This window comes from Petrotoga olearia DSM 13574, assembly GCF_002895525.1.
GTDB lineage: Bacteria > Thermotogota > Thermotogae > Petrotogales > Petrotogaceae > Petrotoga > Petrotoga olearia.
In genome coordinates, this window is sequence record NZ_AZRL01000004.1 from 23,533 (window position 1) to 45,076 (window position 21,544).

General features: G+C 33.2%; 18 protein-coding genes. 1 reads left to right on the forward strand and 17 read right to left on the reverse strand.

Annotation, left to right across the window (positions count from 1 at the left end):
- Positions 1-335: 335 nt before the first annotated feature.
- Positions 336-2,051, forward strand: a complete 1,716-nt coding sequence (locus X929_RS01840) for a hypothetical protein (RefSeq protein WP_103066354.1) — start codon at positions 336-338, stop codon at positions 2,049-2,051.
- A gap of 34 nt (positions 2,052-2,085) precedes the next feature.
- Here X929_RS01840 and X929_RS01845 read toward each other — a convergent pair whose 3' ends face one another.
- The 17 genes from X929_RS01845 to X929_RS01925 form a co-directional block, all read right to left on the reverse strand.
- Complete coding sequence (locus tag X929_RS01845) at positions 2,086-2,319, reverse strand: DUF4351 domain-containing protein (RefSeq protein ID WP_121875382.1); 234 nt, start codon at positions 2,317-2,319, stop codon at positions 2,086-2,088.
- Positions 2,320-2,518: 199 nt separating this feature from the next.
- Positions 2,519-4,267 (reverse strand): ATP-binding cassette domain-containing protein, encoded by a 1,749-nt coding sequence (locus X929_RS01850; protein ID WP_103066355.1) that lies wholly within the window; start codon positions 4,265-4,267, stop codon positions 2,519-2,521.
- A gap of 126 nt (positions 4,268-4,393) precedes the next feature.
- Entirely contained in the window at positions 4,394-5,713 is a 1,320-nt protein-coding gene (locus tag X929_RS01855) for an MFS transporter (RefSeq protein WP_103066356.1), read from the reverse strand.
- Between the two features lie 48 nt (positions 5,714-5,761).
- Complete coding sequence (locus X929_RS01860; RefSeq protein WP_103066357.1) at positions 5,762-6,991, reverse strand: MFS transporter; 1,230 nt, start codon at positions 6,989-6,991, stop codon at positions 5,762-5,764.
- Between the two features lie 159 nt (positions 6,992-7,150).
- Positions 7,151-7,810, reverse strand: coding sequence for a hypothetical protein (locus tag X929_RS01865; protein ID WP_103066358.1), 660 nt, complete (start codon positions 7,808-7,810; stop codon positions 7,151-7,153).
- Positions 7,807-8,466 carry a hypothetical protein gene (locus tag X929_RS01870; protein WP_103066359.1) on the reverse strand — a complete coding sequence of 220 codons (660 nt, stop codon included), beginning with the start codon at positions 8,464-8,466 and terminating at the stop codon, positions 7,807-7,809. The genes X929_RS01865 and X929_RS01870 overlap by 4 nt, the downstream gene beginning before the upstream one ends.
- Positions 8,463-9,509 (reverse strand): ABC transporter ATP-binding protein, encoded by a 1,047-nt coding sequence (locus tag X929_RS01875; RefSeq protein WP_146255757.1) that lies wholly within the window; start codon positions 9,507-9,509, stop codon positions 8,463-8,465. Before X929_RS01875 ends, X929_RS01870 begins: the two co-directional genes overlap by 4 nt.
- 98 nt (positions 9,510-9,607) lie before the next feature.
- Positions 9,608-10,255, reverse strand: a complete 648-nt coding sequence (locus X929_RS01880; protein WP_103065268.1) for an ABC transporter permease — start codon at positions 10,253-10,255, stop codon at positions 9,608-9,610.
- Entirely contained in the window at positions 10,252-11,166 is a 915-nt protein-coding gene (locus X929_RS01885) for an ABC transporter ATP-binding protein (RefSeq protein ID WP_103065269.1), read from the reverse strand. The genes X929_RS01880 and X929_RS01885 overlap by 4 nt, the downstream gene beginning before the upstream one ends.
- Before the next feature lie 70 nt (positions 11,167-11,236).
- A complete protein-coding gene (locus tag X929_RS01890) occupies positions 11,237-12,955 on the reverse strand; it encodes an ABC transporter ATP-binding protein (RefSeq protein WP_103065270.1) in 1,719 nt (572 codons plus the stop codon).
- 333 nt (positions 12,956-13,288) lie between these two features.
- Positions 13,289-13,873, reverse strand: coding sequence for a hypothetical protein (locus X929_RS01895; protein WP_103066361.1), 585 nt, complete (start codon positions 13,871-13,873; stop codon positions 13,289-13,291).
- Positions 13,874-13,884: 11 nt separating this feature from the next.
- Complete coding sequence (locus X929_RS01900; RefSeq protein ID WP_103066362.1) at positions 13,885-15,864, reverse strand: methyl-accepting chemotaxis protein; 1,980 nt, start codon at positions 15,862-15,864, stop codon at positions 13,885-13,887.
- A 43-nt stretch (positions 15,865-15,907) separates the two neighbouring features.
- Positions 15,908-17,251: a glycosyltransferase family 4 protein gene (locus X929_RS01905; protein ID WP_169924911.1), complete on the reverse strand. Its 1,344-nt coding sequence runs from the start codon at positions 17,249-17,251 to the stop codon at positions 15,908-15,910.
- 26 nt (positions 17,252-17,277) lie between these two features.
- The gene (locus tag X929_RS01910) at positions 17,278-18,507 is read right to left on the reverse strand and encodes a BaiN/RdsA family NAD(P)/FAD-dependent oxidoreductase (protein ID WP_103066364.1); all 1,230 of its coding nucleotides are present in this window, start codon (positions 18,505-18,507) and stop codon (positions 17,278-17,280) included.
- Between the two features lie 36 nt (positions 18,508-18,543).
- Entirely contained in the window at positions 18,544-19,392 is an 849-nt protein-coding gene (locus tag X929_RS01915) for a methyl-accepting chemotaxis protein (protein ID WP_103066365.1), read from the reverse strand.
- Positions 19,389-20,162, reverse strand: coding sequence for an oxygen-binding di-iron domain-containing protein (locus X929_RS01920; protein ID WP_103066366.1), 774 nt, complete (start codon positions 20,160-20,162; stop codon positions 19,389-19,391). Before X929_RS01920 ends, X929_RS01915 begins: the two co-directional genes overlap by 4 nt.
- A gap of 167 nt (positions 20,163-20,329) precedes the next feature.
- The gene (locus X929_RS01925; protein WP_103066367.1) at positions 20,330-21,424 is read right to left on the reverse strand and encodes a BMP family lipoprotein; all 1,095 of its coding nucleotides are present in this window, start codon (positions 21,422-21,424) and stop codon (positions 20,330-20,332) included.
- Positions 21,425-21,544: the final 120 nt, after the last annotated feature.

Here is a 21,544-nt window from a genome sequence, read left to right on the forward strand (position 1 = left end):
ATTAAAGACTAAAATTTCAAATAATTCAACCCTTCATTTTAATCATACACTTTCCCATATGGTTTTCAACTGTTTTTTTATTGGCTTCAAATATGTATTCATAAAGTATTGCAGAGATCGGTTAAAAAACTTATCTTAAAATTATTTATGATGGTTTTTATCGGATATAATGCCTTTGTCTTTCTTTTGGTTATTATAAGAGAGTTATGATATAATAAACTTTAGAATAAAAAGAGAAGCTTCAAGAATTATTAACATTCTAAAGGAAGGCGTTTTTGAAGTAAATTTTATTTTATATTTTTGTTGCTATTGGGTAAAGGAAAGAGGGTTGAGAAATGAACATTAAACTACTGGATAAAATTGTGAGTAAAGGACAGTTCATAAGACCTATTTTGAATTATGTTGTTCATTATTTAGAAAGTGATAGATCAGATAAAAATAAAAACATCATCAATTACATAAACGTTTTAAAATTAAAATGGGATGTTAAATACGATGAAGCCCTCGAGATAATAGATGAAGAGTTACAAAAGTTAAAAAAAGGTGGTTTGTATTGTCTAATTTTAATTGAAAAAATAGATATTTTGGTCAAACTTTCTAGAAATGAAGAAATTAAAGAAGTATTCAATCAATTGAAGGAAGAATTCGAAAAACTTCCTAAGTATTTAAGAGGAATAGTTGTTGAGAATTTAAAGAATGTTCGTGAATTAAATTTTGATGAAAAAGATTTGCAAACCATTAGGATTTGGAGTGAAAGTTATGAAAATGCTCCTATTACCAAAGGCTTCATATTACTATCAAGAGCAAGAGGGAAAAAGAACGAAGAAAGATACGAAGAAGCAGTTTGTTTAAACATCGAAGCATTTAAGATTTTAAAAACTATTCCACATCCTTCTGGCATGGTACAAGCTTTAAACAATTCATCTTGGTGGTTGAAAGATGCAAACAAAGAAAAGGCTTTAGCTTTTATTTTTCCATTAGGATTCTACCTTGGTTACTATTTCCATGATGACAATTTAAAAGTTTTCAATTCCCTTGATACTATATTTCAAGTGCAGAAGAATAACAACGATCCTTTGGTTTATGAATCCGCCTTTATCTTTTCAAAGTGTTTATCTCAACTAAACAAAGCAGAAGGTGAATCGATAAAAAATACTTTTAAAGATATCATTAACCAATTAAAGTACTATGTATTCAATTTGGATAACAACCAACACAGAAGTACACCAAAACTAAGAGATTTCATAAGGAAAGAAATAGGAAAAGAAAAGATACCCATAGACTCAATGAACGTTTCTGAAAGAACGTTGAAAGAGTTTTTATCTGCAAAGACAAAGTACATTCAACCAAGTACCTTGAGAAACATATTAGATGCTCTTGAGTTTGAAATCACTACATCCACACCTATATGCATAATCAAAGAATTGAAAAAGAAGGATATAGATAAGAAGTTTGAGATAAACCTTGAAAAGTTTAAAAACCTTTCAAAAGAAAGACAAATATCAGAGTTCTTTACATCTTACCTCGTTCATTACTACAAAGAAGAGATTGATCTAAAAAAGATATTTAAAGAGATAGAAGATGACAGTTTAATTGAAGAAAGATGTGATTACTACACGAAAGAGTTAATAAACTCTATCTTCGAAAGAAATCAAAAGATAGATTTTAATTCTTTACTAACAAACGTTCAAGAACCAAAAATCCACACAAACAAAAATATAACCTTCACCGATCATCCTTTTTATTTGGGAAGGAAAGATGTTGTAAAAAAGTTTATGAAAGACTTAAATAAAAAGAATTTAAAAGAGTTCATAGAAAATTACATTAGTCTTGATGCAAGCCAAAAAAAGATAATAGAAAGATTCATAATGAATTACGGTAGGTACTACGATTTAAAGGATATACCAAAAGAATTCACACCGAAAGTACCAAAAGAGATTGATCCATTCGTGAAAAAATACACGCTGAAAAGAAAGCCTTCTGCTGTTTCTTTTTATGTGTTTGAAGGGGAAGAAAGAGGAGAATTTGTAGAAATTATCGGCAATTTTTAATTGAAAAACGCCCATGTTGGGCATCTTTAAAAAATTATTTCAATAACTCTTTTAGTTCTTCTATGGTTATTTCTAACAAGTTATCCCCTATGTAATCTATCGTCTTCTCATCTGCTTTTCTTATCTTGTCTTTTATCTCTTCGGTTAATTGGTTACCAAATCTTTTGTTTAATATTCTAATTGCAAATTCTCTTTCGCCTTCAAGTTTTCCTTCCACTTTAGCTTTTTCTCTGTCTCTTTTTGCTATCTCTTCTAATGTGTTAAACATTTTGGCACCTCCATTTCTTTTAGCTCTTCGTACCTTTCTTCTCTCTCTTTGTATCCAGTCTTTCACATCCGTTAGCTATGCCTACTTATAGACATAAATACATTCCAACCAATTCCTTATTTGAATGACAATTAATTATAGTCTAGTACGCAAGTTCCTAATTTTTCTACCTTCACTTTTTGAAAGAGATCCAAATGATTTATCCCATCTTCTTTCTTCCAATCTCGTTAGCACTTGATAGATAGCTTTCAATTATTCCTTTGAAAGTATCATCTCCAGACATAAGCTCACTAAAACTACCTGTTGCTGCAACCGTTCCATTTTTTAACACAAATACCCTATTTGCAAGACTAATAACATTTGGTTTATGGGAAATAATAATCCCAGAACGTGTGGATAAATAATCTTCAAGTTTTTCAAGTAATATACTTTCGTTTATGGTATCTAGATTAGTAAGTGGTTCGTCAACTACCACTACATCTTTTTCAGCGTAAAATAACCTTGCAAGTTGTATTCGTTGTTTTTCACCACCAGAAACAAAACTACCTCCTTCTCCTAAAAGTCTTCCTTTTAAATGATCCAATTTAAGATCATCAATTACTTTTTCCAATCGTTCCTCGTCTAACTTTCTTCCCATAACGATATTGCTTTCAAGCGTTTCATTGAAAATTCCAACAGTTTGAGAGTAATATCCAACATATTTGAACACTGCCAGGGGGTAGGTCCCTTTTAATTCATTACCTAGGATTCTTACTTCTCCTTCATAGTTTTGCTCTAATCCAAGTAGTATATTGAGTAAAATGGATTTTCCTTCTCCTGATAAACCTACAATAGCAATTGTTTCTCCATGCTGAACGTTTAAGGAAATTTTTTTTAGAAATGGTTTATCAGGTTCAAAACCAAAACTGACATCTTTCAGACTATATACGGGGACCTTTGGAACCGGAAATATTTCATTCTTCGTGTAATTCTTTTGTGCGTGTTCTGCTTCGTCGAAATACTTAAGGATGGTATCAAGATTTGCAGAAACACGTACTGCAATTCGGGCTAATTCCCTAAATAGGTATAAAGGTTCCGTCACAAAGGAAAAATATGTCCACAATGCCCATATTGTTCCAACTGTCATACGTCCATTAATTACTAAAAAACTTCCATATACCAAGATTATTAGACGAGAAAAATAATCTGGCAGATCAACCATCAATTTATCAAACCTTGATCTTGGTATTTCTGCTTCTACTACTGAGTTCGTAATCTTTTGGTATATTCTTTCATATTCATTTTCACGTTTTGATTTTGCTTCTCCAGCAAAAATTTCATGGAGATTTTCGAAAGTTTCAACTATGAAATTCGTTGCTTGTCTCATTAATTCATACCCTCGGGAATAAGGGCGATGGCTTACTCGATCAATAATATTTGTGTATAGACCTACAATTGCCACATTCACCACATACAAGAAGAAAAAGAATTTACTCCAAGCGAAAACCATTACCAAAATTAGTACCATTCGTATAAGCACAAAAATGTTGCGAATAAAACCATAATCAAGAACGACAAAAGCTTCGTTAAGTTGATTATTAATCAAAGAGGCATAGTATGCCGAACCTTGTTGCTTAAGTTTTTTCCAAGGGAAAAAGAAAGAGAGTTTGAAAATACGATTTGATAGATCCGCGGCAGCTTTGAATTTTTCACGTAAATAAATTTGATCGCCAATGTAGGTTAAGATAAACGAGGCAGTGTATAAGATAGCTAAAAGATAAATGGAGTTCCATTCCATTTGCATATTTATAGTTAACCCGTCTATGATGTTTCTTACCAGCAATGGAATGAAAAAACCGAATACAATTGATGATGTTGCAAGAAAGCCACCAATCAATATGGGTATAAGCCTTCGTTTCCCAATCAAAGAATAAAAAGATATTATCTTACGCAAGTTTGTTAAATTCATTTCTCCTCCTTTATAAATGGAAATCATGTTTAAAGGAAAAGAGGGACACTACTCCCTTAGCTAGGTAAATTTAACTCGAGATTAATTAACCTCTATTTTCGGGAAAAAAATCAGGCTCACTTTCTCTTAATCTAAAACTGCATCTGGATTATTTTCTTCTAGGTTCATTACTACTTTATTAAATAGCATTAAAACACAAACGACAATTAAAGTCAAACCAGATAGAATGAACATAAGTCCTATCCCTCTGTTTTTCCCAACACCTATTAAAGAGCCAATCCACGTATTCGCTAATGTGCCTCCATCTATAAGAAGTGGATTGAATACTTTTTCTGCCAAAACACCTGATAATACAATTGCAACTGGGGTTATAATTTTCAAAAGTCCATCTATCACAGCGCCCACTCTTCCCAAAACGTTACCCTCAATTTTTAGCTGCATTATGGTACCCAATGTTGCATTTGTGAATGGAACAGGCAACATGAATATGAAAAATCCCACACCAATTATATACCAAAGAGGCGATACACCCATCACACACAAACCTATACCTGATAGTATGAGCCCAATAAATATCACTTTTACCCTATTTTTAATAGTTGGTATAACACTTGCAACTAACCCTCCTAAAACTAATGCTATTCCCGATATGGAATTTACCATCCCATAAATTACGGAATTATAATTACCCATTATTATTGGGCCAACAAGTACTATGCACAAATTAGCTATGAAATTTAACAGGGCGAATACAGCTATGAGTGAGAAAAAACCTTGTTTTCTTTTTAAATATGTGAGGGTATATTTAAAATCATTGATTATATTACCCATATTCACCCTTTTATCTTCGATAACAGGCTGTGGAATTTTTTGTGATAGAACTGTCCCTATTGCTACAAAGAATGTTATAAAATCGATTGTTAATAAACCTGATAAATCAATTAAAGGGTATAGAGCTCCTGCTACTACAGGTGCTATTATATTTTGAATGGATGGGATTAATTGCATCATTCCATTTGCCCTACCAAGGTTTTTCTTAGGAACAATTTCCGGGATAGAGGCAGTGAATGCAGGACTCTGAAATGTCCCAAATACTGCAGATATGAAGTTAATTGGGAAAATCATCCATAGTTTCATTTGCCCCGTTATAAGCAATATGATCATAAAGATTTTTAAAAGTGCGTCAAATGCGTCCGTGAATATAATTATATTTTTCCTATTTTTCCTATCAGCAAATGTTCCTGCGATCGGTGCAAAGATTATCCCTGGTAAAATTCGCATTAAAACAGTCATAGTAAAAGTCATTGCACTTCCAGTTGTTTCTAAAACCCAGACAGATAACCCAAAAGTTGTCAAACCAGAGCCTAAAATAGAGACAAATTGCCCTATCCAAATTATCATAAATTTAGTCATAGATTTTTCTGGATTTGACTTATTTTGATTCATCCCTTTTAACCTCCCGATAATACCTTATGGAAACAAGTATTGATTTCACTATTTTGATTTCTCGACATTCTGCACTCCTTCTCTCACAGCTCTTATTGTTACACCGATTTTGATTAATAGTGTAATTGTAATAATGCTTCCTATAAAGGCTAATAACCAATTGTAGCGAAAACCTATCTGATCTGCGATATAACCACTTACCAAAGGAATAGTGAATCCAAACAGGGATCCAGCAGCAGAAATAGCTGAAATATAAGATGCTCTCCTCTCACTTGGAATAAGATCATGAACCCATACTGAACTAGCACTCATATCTATGCCCAATCCCAATTCGATTAAACAGGCACCTATGTAGAAAGCTACAATTGAAGTGTGAGAAGCAATTGTAATAGAACCTATTGCAATTAAACCTTGCCCCATTATTGATACTTTCACACCTTCAAAACGCTTTAGAAGTATGCCTGCTAAACTATTTCCGACTGCTAAAACTACAAGAAAAATGGCCATTGTGAAACCTAAGTATGCAGTAGGCAATTTAAGCTCTTTGACCATATATAATTGCCATATCATTACAAAGGTCTGGAATGCGATTCTTCCTGTCATAGAGCGAATCAAAATTAATCTCATGGTGGTACTTTTAAAAATATCAATTGTGTTTCGAACAAGGGCTTTCCTAAATGAAATTGCCCTATCTCCGTAATTTTCATTTAAAATGAAAATAAGAATGATGGATGTCCCAAGTCCCATTATACCAGCAACCAATAAGGGAAAATCCGGACGACCAATTGCAAGAAGAGAGGACAATAAAGCCACAATGGCACCGAATATTAGTGAAATTGCATTTGCATTAGGAAACACTTTCGTTTTTAAATGCGATCGACCTTCTTTAGTAATTTCATCTACAAACCAAGCTCCTGGAGTACCACTAATCAACGATACGCCGACTGCCCACAATAAAATACTCAAGATAAAAGTGAATAGATTACTTGCTTGGAAAAATACCAGTAAACCGATGGACCATATAAAAAATCCTAACACTAACGATCTTTTCCGACCGTATTTATCTGCAATGTTTCCAGTTGGATAGTCAAATATACTTAACGCTATTGAAGAAATCGCTAATACCTGTCCAATTTGAAATGAAGTTAATCCCCTTATACCCATATGAGCAACATAGACAGTCCCAAATAATTTATCAATACCCTCATAAAGCATAATAATAAAATAATATTTCATTATTGTAGAGTCAAGTTTGATTGATTTACCAAAACGCCCCATAGGTCAGACCCTCCAGTTTTCATAAGATTATTGCCTTTAAAAACTCTAAAATCTAATATATGGGGTCTCTTTTCCCTCACTTCCCACCCCTTATGACCTCTATCCTTAAACCTCTTTACAAAGTATGTCATTGGACTGTTCTGCCACAGGAGGTTTTCTCTACGCTCCCCATAAATTAATGACAGCTTCTTTGTTCTCTCTCCCAAAGAAGGATAGGATCAAAAAAATAACTACGCCGATAATTGACATAATCCAAAGAACCGTATACGCCCAATCTATAAAAAATATAAGAAAAGAAAAAAGATAAAAAGGTAATGTTACAAAGCCTAAAAACTTATTTAAAAAGGTATTTGAAGAAAGCAATGAAATCCCGCCTTCTCTTTGTATCCCCAAACTCCCTATAGACGTAAATAAAGAAAGGATCAAAACTGAGCCCAAATGCGAAAATACAGCTTCATAACCGAATGTCTTTAAGATTATTATTGATACTAAGAACGTGAAAATTGATAAAATCATTCCAATAATAACTGAAAACATAACATCCTTAAAGTAAACTTTTTTCAGCGAGAGATGAGTCGATGCGATTGCTTCGAGAAAACCACTCATCATTTCCCTCACATTTTCACATATCCCAAAAATCATGGTAGTGAATAGTAAAGATACAAAGGGTAATAGAACTTCTAAAGATAGATAAGGATTAACGATTCCAATAAAACATGCCATACCTATCATCATAGCCAGGCTTACAATCAAAGTTTTTATTCCCTTTTTTAAAAAGATGAGATCTTTCCACAATATGGCGTCTATTTTTATTTTCATAGTCTTGCTATAGCCACCTTTTCTTTATTTATTTTCCTTATGATTCCTAAGAATATAGCGATCAAAATCGCTGAAACGATCAGTGTTATTATAACCATTAACCTGAGTGAGTAAGTTAAGAAAAAAGCACTCAGATTCAAAAAGAGAACCGCAAATATAAAGACTCCTGAGTTAATAAGTGTGGTAACTGTGATGTTTGCAAAGAACCAGTAACAACTCCCCACCAAACCCTCTATACTAAAGACAAAGGGAACCGCTATTGCCAAGATCAGAAGATTATTTATTGAAGGAATTACAATTTCATTATACATTATCCAGGAAATGAATGTTGAAATAAAAAGGATTATCCACCCCAGACAAAGGGAAACAATCGTTATTAAACGTGCCTTAATAAGAAGTATTTTTCTGACTGAATAATGCGTGGCAAGGATACTTTCTAACGATCTATCTGAAATTTCCATAAAAAATATTTTGTTATTTAAGTTAAACCCAACGATTAAAGGAATCAATAGTATTAGATTTGAATAACTTTGCTGAAATTTTTCAATTGATATTAAGGATGAAATAGCTATAAATAAGCCAAGTATTATTGAAAAAAGAAAGGAACCCTTGGATTTTTTTAAAACAGTGAGATCTTTCCATAGGATTGCGTTCATCTTTTCACCCCTTTTAATGCTCTCGTTACAAGGCCTTTTCTAGCTTCTGGTTCGGATTTTAATAGCTTTAAATATAGATCTTCCAACCCTTCTTCTTCTGTTTTCATCTCCTGAACTTTTACACCTGTTTTTGCCAGTACTTCAAATATTCTTCCAGAATCATTCCCTTCGATGTAAATCGTATTACCATCGATTTCTATTTTCATTTCTTTACTTAATTCTTCTACCCAAGGCCCAATTTCTTTTACTTTTACAACAGTTCTTCTTGCACTGAAACGACTTTTTAATTCTTCATAAGAACCTTGTGCTACCATCTCGCCATGGTTTATAATCGCTATATTCGAACATATCTTTTCTACTTCTTCAAGATCATGTGATGTCAGAAATACTGTCTTTCCTTCCTTTTTGAGAGCAAGAAGCATTTCTCTTATCAACGTTCTTGCTTCAGGATCCAATCCAAGCGTAGGTTCATCGAGAAAAATTAAAGTGGGATCACAGATAAGAGCCCTGGCAAGGGTTAATCTTCTGGTCATACCATGGGAATATGTGGCGACGGGCTTATCCTTTACTTCCCACAACCCTGCAAAAGTAAGAAGACTTTCAATCCTTTCTTTCCTTTCACTGGGACTAGAATCTTCATAATATATCCTGTCAAAGAATTCCATATTTTCATATCCCGTAAGGATGTAAGATACACCCAAACTCTCAAGCATGAAGCCTATCTTTTTTCTCTTTTTGTCATATTCCTTTGATGTAACATCAACACCAAATACCTTTATTGTACCTTTAGTTGGTTTTAAAATGTTTAAAATTAGTCTAACCATGGTTGTTTTACCCGCACCATTAGGTCCCAACAATCCAAAAGTTTCTCCTTCTTTAATTGAGATGTCTATATTCCTCAAAGCAGCCTCTTCTTTTCCTTTGTATTCTTTGCAAAGATTTTTTATTTCTATAATATCCATATCAAATCCATCTCCCTCCAAACAAAGTGGTCGATACTTGTAAAACTTGCTACCTGATTTAACGGTCAACTTGCCAACCAATTACTTTTTTTATACTTCTGAATTTTTTGCTTGTTGAAATAATTTTTGCGTTTCTGTGTTTTACAAACTTCTTTTGGGCTCGCCACGCCATTTTTTTCTTATTCAACCATCAGTCTTTTGCCAAAGATATCTACGAAGTAGATGATTCCTAATATAGCCATTAATCCCAGAAATATCAAAATAAGATTTTGCCAGTTTTCTAAAATAATTAACTTTTCCCACAGATTTCCATTCATTCCCACAAAAATTAAGAATAAAAAAAGAAGGATTCTAACTATGAATGGGTTATCAAACACGAGAAGCCCTATTCCAACTAAACCACTAAGTACCGCCGACCAAATCGGAAAGGTTATCAATACCGTCAAAAGTATTTCAAAATTAGCAATTACTCCCATAGAAAAAATGTTTGTTATATATTGCACAATAACTCCCCATAACATGAATACCTGTGTGAACAATAATACTGCCAACATTTTCCCAAAGAATATTTCTTTTATATTTAAAGGTGATGCCAAAAGGTATGAGATGTTTTTATTTTCCTTCTCTCGTTGAAAGCTGATCCAACCAAATGAATAAGGAACGCAAAAAGTAACTATAAAAGAGGAGATAAGAATAGGGTTAAATTTATTTGAACTATCCAAATTAAACGTTATTACAAAGATAGTAATAACCGTCAAAAGAGAAAAAAATTGAAATCGTTTCCTTATGAACATTCGTAACTCTTTTTTAATTAGGGCTCTCATCATTCTTCGTCCTCCTTCACGATATAAGTATATATATCCTCAAGCGTTACTTTTTCTTCTTCCACCCTTTCAACGTCTATTCCTTTATTCACGAGATATCGAACTACTGATGATGGACTTATTTTATCTCCAGAGAGCATCAACTCTTTTTCCCCTATTATATTTACTTCAGAATCCTTGGAAATCTCATTTACTATATTCTTGGGAATTTTATTACTTACCTTTATTGTTACACCCATTCTAACTCCCAAAGCCTCTTTCAATTCTTCCATATTTCCAGTTACAACTATTTGCCCTCTTCTCAAAAGTATTATCCTTGAACATATTCTTTCTATATCGAAAAGATCATGAGAGGTTATTAAAAGCGTTTTTTCTTTATCATGTAAGCTTTTTAAAAATTCTACCATGTTTTTTCTGGCTACAGGATCAAGATTGGACGTTGGTTCATCCATTAAAACAATTGAAGGATCATGCAAAAATGCTCTTGATATGGCTAACTTTTGTTTCATACCTGCGGAAAGTTCCTTTACCAAACTTCCCTTATTTTCATAAAGTCCCCATTGGTTTAGTAATGCTTCTCCCCGTATTTGGGAAACTTCATATAATTCACTCCAGAACTTTATATTTTCATCAACCGTTAAATCATCATATAGACCAGGTCCGTCCAAAATAAAACCTATCTTTTTTCTTTCGCGCTTGGTCATCTTATCAGTATCTACCCCTAAAATTTTTGAAACCCCTTCAGTTGGTTTCAAAAGTCCTAATATTATATTTATCAGGGTAGTTTTTCCTGCACCGTTTGGCCCGATCAATCCTACAATTTCTCCCGCATTTATTGAAATATTTATATCTTTCAAAGCTTCTACCCCATTTTTATAAACCTTTCGAATATCTTTTAATATAATTGTTTCCATAAATCTATTCCCCCCTTCCAAATATTTTTTTGAACAATTCTATAAATGCGTTACAATGTCTTTTAAGTTTTTATCCGTCATTCTGAGCATCTTTGACATACTGTTTCTTAAATAATTCTCGGTAACTTTCATTCTTTTTGTATAATTCTATGTGTGAACCGGAATCCACTATAGTACCATTTGCCATAAAATATATCTTATCTGCTTTTATTATTGTTGAAAGGCGATGAGAAACCAATATTATCGTCATGTCTTTTTCCTTTTCCTTTAGACTTTCAAATATTAATTCTTCAGTGTGTGAATCCATTGCAGAAGTAGCTTCATCCAGCAACAGCATCTTAGGAGGATGTAATAATGTTCGAGCTAAATTGACTCTTTGCTTTTGCCCACTGGATAAGAGCAAACAGTTTTTATTTAAAGACTCTGAAAATTCTGTTAGTTGTGTGATTTCTAGAATCTCATTTATTATACTTTTTTCAACTTTTTCACCTAATAATATATTCTCTTCTATACTTGCATTGAATATAAAAGGAGAACCTTCTACATATTTAATATTTCTTCTTAAATCTGCAAGATCATATTGTGAAAGTTTTAATTTATTTAGCAATATTTCTCCTCTTTGCGGTTTATATAATTCAGTTAATAGTAAAAGTAAAGTGCTTTTCCCTGTTCCGGTTGATCCAACAATGGCTATCTTTTCACCTTTGTTGATTTGTAAATTTATATTCTTTAATATATAATTATTTTCCTCATATGAAAAGAAAACATCGTGGAAATCAATTGTAAATTCTTTTGGAAAGAGCATTCCTTTACGTGTTTTTTCCTCTTCTTGATTTAGTAAAGTTTCAATTCTATCTATTGATGGAAAAGCGGCAGGTGTGGTAGTGAAGAGAAAAGCAAGGTTCCATACTGGGACATATAGCCTTCCAACGAATGTAAAAAAGGCGATCAGCGTTGGAATATCTACTAAACCCCTCATTGATAAAATTGCACCAATGCACAAAATAATAATAGGTAAACCCTCTTCAATATACATAGTTATACTAGTATATAGTTTTTCATAAAAGCTTTTGTTTTTCATAGAGTTATTCCAGTCACGGATCTTGTTTTGAAAAAGATGGTAAAAATAGGTAGTTTTTTCCAATAATCTTATGATAATTGAGGAATTTATCCCTTCTTCTATTGATTTTACAACATTATCGTTTGCCTCTCGTTCTAACAAAGACATACTTTCCATCTTTGGTTTGAACTGCTTTTGGCATAATAAGTATATGGGCAAGGAACAAACAAATATTATGGCTAAATAGGTATTTAATTTAAAAGCGACATAACATCCTACCGAAAATTCAGCTATTGCCTGAAAAACAGATGTGAAAAAAAGTGTTTCTTCTCCAACTATGTCTATATCAGAGGTGAACCGCGCCATCAATTCACCAGATGGCTTCCTTTTATGGTACGAGGCAGGTAATTTTAGAACCTTTAGGTATAATTTCTCACGCAAGCTTCCTTTCACTAACAGTTTCAAAATGTCTCCATGATAATCGCTTAGAAACCAAATGAAACGTGTGAAGGAATAAATAGTAAGAATCAGTAAAGCTGTAATTAAGGCACTTTTCATCCCTTGCCCATCGTTTATTGTTGTAATTTCTTGCATCAAGTTTTCGATTAAAAATGGAGTCACAGCTACTAATGGTATTGATGAGAAAATCAGTATGAAATTTATGAATAACTCTTTTTTAAAGCGAGAAACCTCTTTCCAAAGAAAATAAAGGGCTTTTTTATATTTCATTAAAGTTCCTCCAATGTAACAAATTCTTAGTCATACAATTCGTTAGTGAAGAAAACTTTATAAGTTTCAAGTGTTTTTTAATTGAATTCAAATATGCATTGATAAAGTATTACAAAGGAACCATCTGCTGTTTCTTTTTATGGTTTTGAAGTGGAATAAAGAGAAGAGTTCATCAAAATTAGCAGCAATTTTTAATTGAAAAACGCCCAGCATGGGCGCCTTTAAAAAAATTATTTCAATAACTTTTTCAGTTCTTCTAATGAATTCTGCTCCCCTTCGCCCAGAAATTTATCTGCCAATGTATTCATCACACTCTGTAACCCGCTAATTTTGTTATTTTATGTATCCTTCTTTTTTTAAGAAATATTGAGATAAATTTAGTATTCTTTTGTCTTTCATTAGGTCTTTGAAAAATTGTTCGTATTCTGGTTCGCTTTTGTACCATTTGTGTATTAAGTCTAAAAAACCGATATCTTCATCATCTTGCTTTATATACAACCTTGCATAGCCGTATCTGTTCCATATATTTATCTGAACCATGTAATCATATGATAAGGATTCTATGATTCCTTTTAGTGTTTCTCTGTCTTTTTGTATAGCTTCTTTTTCTTTTTCTAAAATTGAGAGAAGGAAAAACAAGAATCCTTCTCCCAGTTCATCAATAATTAATTCATTTTTTTTAGTTGTTTCTTCGTCAAAGTCATAGAAATCATCGTTTTTTTGGAGCGCGTAGCCGGGTACTATTTCAAAGGTTTTTAAGATTTTTAGTAATTGCACTATTTCTTTTTTGCTTCTCGCTTCTTTTCTGAATCTAAGAATGTTTTCTCTTTCATAAGTTTCAAATTTGAGTTTGTCTAAAACTTCAAGTTGGTTGTCGGTGAGCGCCTCTAAATAGTAACCTAAGTACAGTTTAATCAATATAAATTCTCCTACAGTCTGAATATTTTCAACTGTTCCGAGAGCTCTTCTGATAAAGTAGAGAGTTCTTGAGCGTTCTTTTCAATCTTCTTTGCGTCTTCTTTTTGGTTGTTAATTAAATTGGTTACTTCATTCAAACTTTCGCTTATAGACGTTACCGCTTGTGCTACTCTGTCCATGGCCGAGCTCATTTCTTCGGTACTTGCACTTTGTTCTTGCGAGGTTGCTGTTAAGTTGTCTATTCCACTGTTTAGATTTTTTACCATGTTTAAAATTTGCTGAAATTTGTTGTTTATACCGCTCATTTGATCATTGATGTTTTGTATTATCCCAACTGTTTCGTTTGTGCTATCATTTACAACGTTGGTGCTGTTTTTAATACCTTCAAGCATTTTTTCGATTTGAGAAGTTGCATTTTTGGAATCTTCTGCCAAACTTCTTATTTCATCTGCTACAACTGCGAATCCTTTTCCTGCTTCTCCTGCTCTTGCGGCCTCTATAGCTGCATTCAAAGCTAAAAGGTTTGTTTGCTCTGTTATAGAATTTATCGTGTTAACAATCTTGCCGATGTTTTCAGATCTTTCTATTAAGGCTTTTACTACATTCTGCGTTTTTCTGGATTTATCCACTGCTTCTTTTATTGTTTTATCTATCGATTTTATAGATTCAAGTCCTTCGTTAGCGGCGTTTTCTGTTTCTGAAGCAGCGGTGTTGAGTTCTTGCGCTGATTTAGAAACATTTTGGGCGGCTGCTGATATTTCCTGAATACCTGAGGTAACCTCTTCAACGGAGGCGGAAGTATCTTCCGCATTTTCACTTATTTCAGCAGCCTTTTCCGAAAGGGTTTCTGCTGATTGAGAACTATTTTTAGAAATGTTAAGTAATTCCATAGCAGAACTGTCAATCTTTAAGGAGCCTTCTCTTATTGAGTTTATAGAATTTTTCCACGCGTTTATTGCTTGATTTAATGAATCTGCCATTTCTCCAATTTCGTCTTTTGAGTTTATTTCAATGGAAGTTGATAAATTACCTTTTTCTATCTCTGAAAGATATATCTTAAATTTGTTTATCGGTTTTATAATGTAGTAAGTAACGAATAAAATACCAACTATTACCGCAACTACGGTTATTATTATGAAGAGTATGAGAGAGAACATGGTGGTAGCTCTTACTTCACTGAATAAATTTTCAGTATCAACTTGAGTAATCACCGTCCAATTTGGGTCACTAATTTTATCATAAGCTAAAAAAGTTGATCCGTTTTGAATATACATAGAGCCACTTTTTTGAGTTAAATTTTTAAAGTATTCTTCTTTTGAAATATCTTGACCGATTTTATCGCTTTGAGGATGAAAGATAACCTGACCATTTTGGTTTATTACAAAAATCGTTTCTCCTGTCCCTAAATTCTTACTAATAATTTCATAAATCTTGGACATAGATAGTATTATTGTCATTGCTCCAACTATTTCATTTTTAGCGTTTTTTATAGTTTTTGAAAGACTAACTACAGTATCACCTGTTACTGCATGCACGTAAGGATCTGATACTGCAACTTCTTGTGGCTTTTGAAGGGCGTTTTTGTACCATGGCCTTATTCTTGGATCATAATCACTTGATTTTCTCTCTTCCATTTCTACTGGTCTTACAAAAACATCCCCATTTTTTGAACCTACCCAAATCTCTGTGAATTCAGGGTATTCATCAATTAAATTTTGGAGCTTTTGATACATTCTTTTTCTTTCTTCTTGTGATTGCTCAAGCAAATTGATGACATCGGGATCATTAGCGATTGAAGAAGTAACTTTTTTGAGATCATTCATGTACTGAGCTAAAAAGTTGGCAGTTTGGAAATTGTTTACCTCAATTAACTGAGACCTGTCTTCTTTTAAAATATTGCTATAATTTAATGATGAATATGTAATAAAAAACGCCATAGGTACAACGGATACCAAGATGATTAAAAGTGCCATTTTCCATTTTAGTGTCATATTTATCCCCTGCCTTTAATTTTTTATATTGCCTTTAGAAATTTTATAGCGCCCTTTCACCCCGCACCTCTGCTTTTTCTACCAACAAGTTTTTTAACTTTTTCGCCAAAGTTTCATAGGAAAAGTATTTCTTTCCCAGTTCAAAATTCTTTTGGACAATCTTTGAAGCCCTTTGGGTATCAAATAGAATTTTAAAAATTTCTTCTTTTGCCTTAATAATTTCATTTTGGTTGACTCTGTACATGCCTCTTTCATATTCCGCTTTACTACCAAGGCTTACAACCTCAAAGCCTAAAGGCGCTATGTCTTTTTTGTAAACGGGATATTCAAACATCAACACAGGCGTTTTCGAGAATACTGCTTCCAGAAATTGGTTGCCAAAACCTTCTAAAATGCTTGGATAGGTTATAAAATCGGCAATTGCATAAAAATCCCATAGAGAGAATATTTCGTCCTCTTCGTGCCTGATGTCATCGGAAATAGAAAAAGCTAATTTTAGTTCTACATCTTTTTGTGAGGCGTATTCTTTCAACACTTCTACATAATCAGATTCTTCCGATAAACCAGGTAACACCAAAAATACGTTCGTGTGTTGGGTTATTTTTTTACCGTTAAAGGTTGTTTTTCCAATATACTTTTTTAAATCCTTTTTTACTTCTGATACTGTGTCGATCGCCAGTTCTATAGCTTTTCTTCTGACAATTCTAGTTGCTTGTAAAAATATCAGATCGTTCTGAGATATGTTCAGCCTGTCGTATATTTTTATGTTGTAATCGTCTATTTCCCAGCGCTTTTGATTAAAATCGAATACGTTAGGTATAACGAGACTATCCACCCCTTTTTTATTTTTTAACTCTTCTTGTGCTAATGAATTTATGACGACGTGGGATATATCTTTTGGGGGAAAATACTCTTCCAAGATATCTTTAATGTAATCGTTGGTTGGATTTTTGTAAAAATCTCTTTCCCAATGAAAATCGTGGTGGTGACCTATCATTTTAATCCCGTTATCTTTACAAAACCTGTAAATAGCCACAGCTGCTGCAGGATTGTGCGCTAATGAAAAGATGTTATTCACAATCATTACGTCCAAATCCATCATTTCATATAGTTGATTATAAATATCTTCTATGTATCTATTCATCTCTTTTTTAAACTTAGTCTCGTCCCAACTATTTAAATTTACAAAAGATTTTTGTTTCAGTATGTTACTTCTTTTGTCTGTATATGCGATGTATGGGATTTTGAATCCGGGGGAACTCCCCATATCTCCAGCGACTAAATACGTTTTTATATTCATGTTTCTAAGGACTTGTTTCCATTTAACCATTTCTAATGAAACACCGTCTGTTTCTCCTACCCTGTAGTGTATTAAACCAATCTCCATTGGATTCACACCCTCCATACTTCTTTTTATTCAGAAGAAGCGGAACTTCCTGCTAAGTATCCAGTAGACCAGGACCATTGCAAATTGTATCCTCCACTTTCTCCAGCTACATCCATAACTTCACCTGCAAAAAATAAATCAGGTACAATTGTAGACTCTAAAGTATAAGGGTCTATTTCAGTTGTATTAATTCCACCTAAAGAAACCTGAGAATCTTTCCAACTTGTAGTCCCTACAACTTCGAAGTTCCAGTCTTTCAATTTATCGGCTAGCATTTCTATATCTTTATCATTCAAACTGCTAACAGGTGTTTGCAAATCTTCAAACCCTATCTTGGCTAAAAAATATGGAATCAATCGTTCATCGATAATGCTTACCAATAGGAGTTTTAGGGGTCTTTCAGGTTTTAATCTAACTTTTTTGGTTAAAAAATCTACTAAACTTCTCTGTGAGTATTGAGGAAAAGGTACAATTTTTAGAAAAAGAGGAGTATTTTGTTCTAAATAATCGTGCACATAATTACTGAGTTCTAATATTGGTATACCAGAAAGGACATCATCTTGCTTGAAAAGTACTTCGCCCGTGTAGAGTTTGGAAGCAATTTCACAGTTTTTAACTACAAGAAATACATCCCCCTCTAACTTTGAACCTGCCGCATTTTTATCGATATGTGGTTTTACTTTCAAAGGAACTAACCCTGGTCGTAATTCGACAATTGAATGTCCCAAATCTTGGAGAGTAGGAAATATACTACCGTTAGATCCGTATTGAGGAGAGGAGTTTCCGCCTGTTGCCACGATCACTTTATCTGAGTGAAATACTCTGTGTTGCCCTTTAATGAGAAATTTTTCGTTATCTTTAATTATTTGATCGACTTGGAAGTTAAGTACCACTTCAACATTGTGCTTTTCTAATTCATAGATGAAATTAGTAACAATATCTTTTGATTTTTCTGTGTAAGGGAATAGTTTAGTACCTTTTTCTTTTACCATTATTCCTAATTCTTCAAAAACACTAAGTGTTTGCACAACACCAAAAATATCAAGTACTTTTTTAACAAAAGGCAAATTGTTGCTATAATAATGGGTTTCATTCGTATCCAAATTTGAGAAATTTCCCCTTCCGTTGCTGCTTGCTAAAAGTTTTTTAGCAAGTTTGCCTTTTCTTTCAATTATTCTTACTTTTGCACCGTTCCATGCCGCTACGGTAGCAGACATTAATCCAGCGGCTCCCCCACCGATCACTGTGATCAACATAGTACCTTTACCTCTTTCAAGAGATTATCTTACTTTTTAAATCTCAATTTCTTTCAATTTATTTTGCATTTGCAATACTGTTTTTAAGACTTTTCCCAAGGTGTTTATATTGTTAACAAGTTCTTCTATGTTTTCTTTCGATGCGAGTAAGTTGTTGGTGTTTTCTTTAAGTTCTTCTTTTTCTGCAACCAAATTTTGTGTTAATTCATCCATGAAGGCTAAATTTCCACCTAACGTAACAAGAGCAGATTCAATCGAATCGGTTATAGTTACAAATATTGCTTCTAAGTTGTTGATTATTTCTTTGACTTCTAATACCTGGCTTGAAAGGTTTATGATTCTTTCAGAGATTTTACTTGATGCGTTGTTAGTTTCTGATGATAGTTTTTTGATTTCTTCTGCTACCACTGCGAATCCTCTACCAGCTTCTTTTGCTCTTGCAGCCTCTATTGAAGCATTTATCGAAAGTATGTTAGTTTGTTTGGCAACGTTTTTTATCACGTTAGTTAGTTCTTCTATTTCTTGGAAATTATCCATCAAATTCGAAACACTTTCTAATGATTTTTCTACATCTTTTTCTACTTCATCAAAGTCCTTACCAAATTTTTTCAATTTGGAGATAATCTCTTCATTATTAACAGAAATCTTTTTTTTCTCTTCTTTTCCTGTTTCAACTGTTTTTTCAATTACATTTGAAGTATTTTTTATACTTTCTATAAGTTCTACAAGAGTTTCTACAACCGTATTAGTTGAATCGTTAACTTCTTTAAACTTGTCTCCCAAAACTTCCTCAAGCTTTTCAATGAAAGAAACAAGAAGATTTTCATGATACACACTTTTTGCTAATCCTTTTATGGTATCGGTATAATTTTCCTTTTCACTCATTTTGCCCCAACCTTGTAGATTTCATCTATAAGATCTGTTCCACATTTTAAAGATTCAAACCAGTTCAGGAATTCTTTATATTCAGGCTTTTTATAAATAGCTCCATGTTGTGGCACCATCTGTTCAACATCCAACTTTTTAACAATGTCAACCCATTTTTTGCAAACTTTGTTGGATACCATATACCTTTTGTGAAATCCTTCTATGTATTTTATATGTTCTGAGAAATTTTCTACAAAAACCGTATCTTTCCCTTCAGGGAAAACAGATACTCCTATATCCCCTGAAAAGAGTATTTTAGAGGTTGGATCGTAAAGGTTGAAATTTCCCGTTGAGTGTAAGAAATGTGCAGGAATTATATGTAATTCAGCACCATCTTTAAATTTTATCTTTCCCCCAGAGTCTTCTATCAAGACCATCCTTGATTTTTCAAAAACTCCGAAATGGGGTAAAAACCGCTCCCATAATTTAGATATATAAAATTTCGTTTCCAAAACGCTGTCCCACAAAGTTATTCCAGATGATACATCGGGATCTTGATGGGAATAGAACACATGTTTTAACTTACCCAAGTCAATAAACTCAACAACGCTTGCAAGAACCCGCGGGAATACGTGTACTCCTCCTGGATCGAGTAATACACCTTCATCGTTATGAACGATGAGATACTGGTTTGTTGGAATACTTTCTTCACTTTTTCTTTCTGATCCTAAAAAAATGAATTTGTGCTTTCCGTTGTCAAATAGTGTTGTGATATTTTCGTTATCCATATTATCCTCCTTTTTTGAGTCCTTTATACTCTATTTAGAAACTCTGAAACCTTCTTTAAAACTTGCTTCTAGATTCAAAAACTTTTAAAATACTTCGATCGTTCTTAGTTACATATATCTGCTTAAGCTCCCCTTCGCCCAGCAGCCCACCCATCTGTATGAATTCTTTAAAATGGAATATTTATATAGCTAACATCAAAAGAGCCTAATTCTGCCTCATTTTTTGGTATACTAATTTCTCTATCCTTCACCAATTTTTCTAAAAAAACTAATTCAGCAATAACCTCATTTGGAACCATTCCCTTCGTATATTTCATTGGAGAGATTCCCATACCTTCATCTTCTATTCCTAGAACATGATGGCCGTAATTAAAATTTCTGTCGTATAATGCAGATCTGATTCCTTCAAATGCAGCAACATCAACCTTTTTTCTTGAACTTGTTAAAACATACCCAGGTGCCATATAATCTTGGTCCATATCGTATCCAATTACAAAATACCCTCGCCCTTTTTCAAAGTACTTGTCTATAATTTGGTTTAACGAGGCGTTATTAGGCAGGCCATAAAATGATGAGCCTACTTCTTTGGCAGCATCTATAACAGCTGCTGTTGTTACCCCTGTGAAAATAATATCAGCTCCATAATTATAATGTGAAAGAGCTATTTGTTTGGTTTTTAAGGAATCTGTAAAGCTTCCAACGTAACCAGTAATAACCGTTACGTTTTTCCCTTTGACTTCATTAAAAGCTTTAACTCCTGAACGATACCCTATTTCATACCTTTTAACAGGTGGGATTTCTAACCCACCGATAAAGCCCACTGTATTAGTTTTTGTCATAGAAGCTGCTAAATATCCAAGTAAAAATCCACCTTCTTCTTCTTTAAAAGTATAAAGAGCTAAATTAGAAGGAATTACCTGGTTAGGAGATGGTTCTATGTCTATCCCTATGAAAAATGTATCTGGATACTGCATGGCGAAATTGAATAAAACATCTGCCATCATGAATCCAACACCTATTACTACATCTCCTCTTTGAGCAGCGTTGGTTAGATTTGGAACGTAATCAGTTTGTTCTTTAGAGATGAGGATTTCTGCTTCAATATCAGCAAGTTGTTCAACTGCCATTTGAACACCAGCCCATGTACCATCGTTGAAAGATTTATCTCCAAGTCCTCCTGCATCCGTCACCATAATAACCTTTAACCCAAACATATTCACAAACATAATAAGCGCTATCATTAGAACAAAAACTTTTTTCATGCTTAATACCCCCATAAAATTTTTTGTTGTTTCTACAAACTTTAAAACATATTATTATTCTTTCAATTAGTAGCTCAGCTTAATACTCGCCATCGATTGACAGCTGTCGAATTTTCTGCT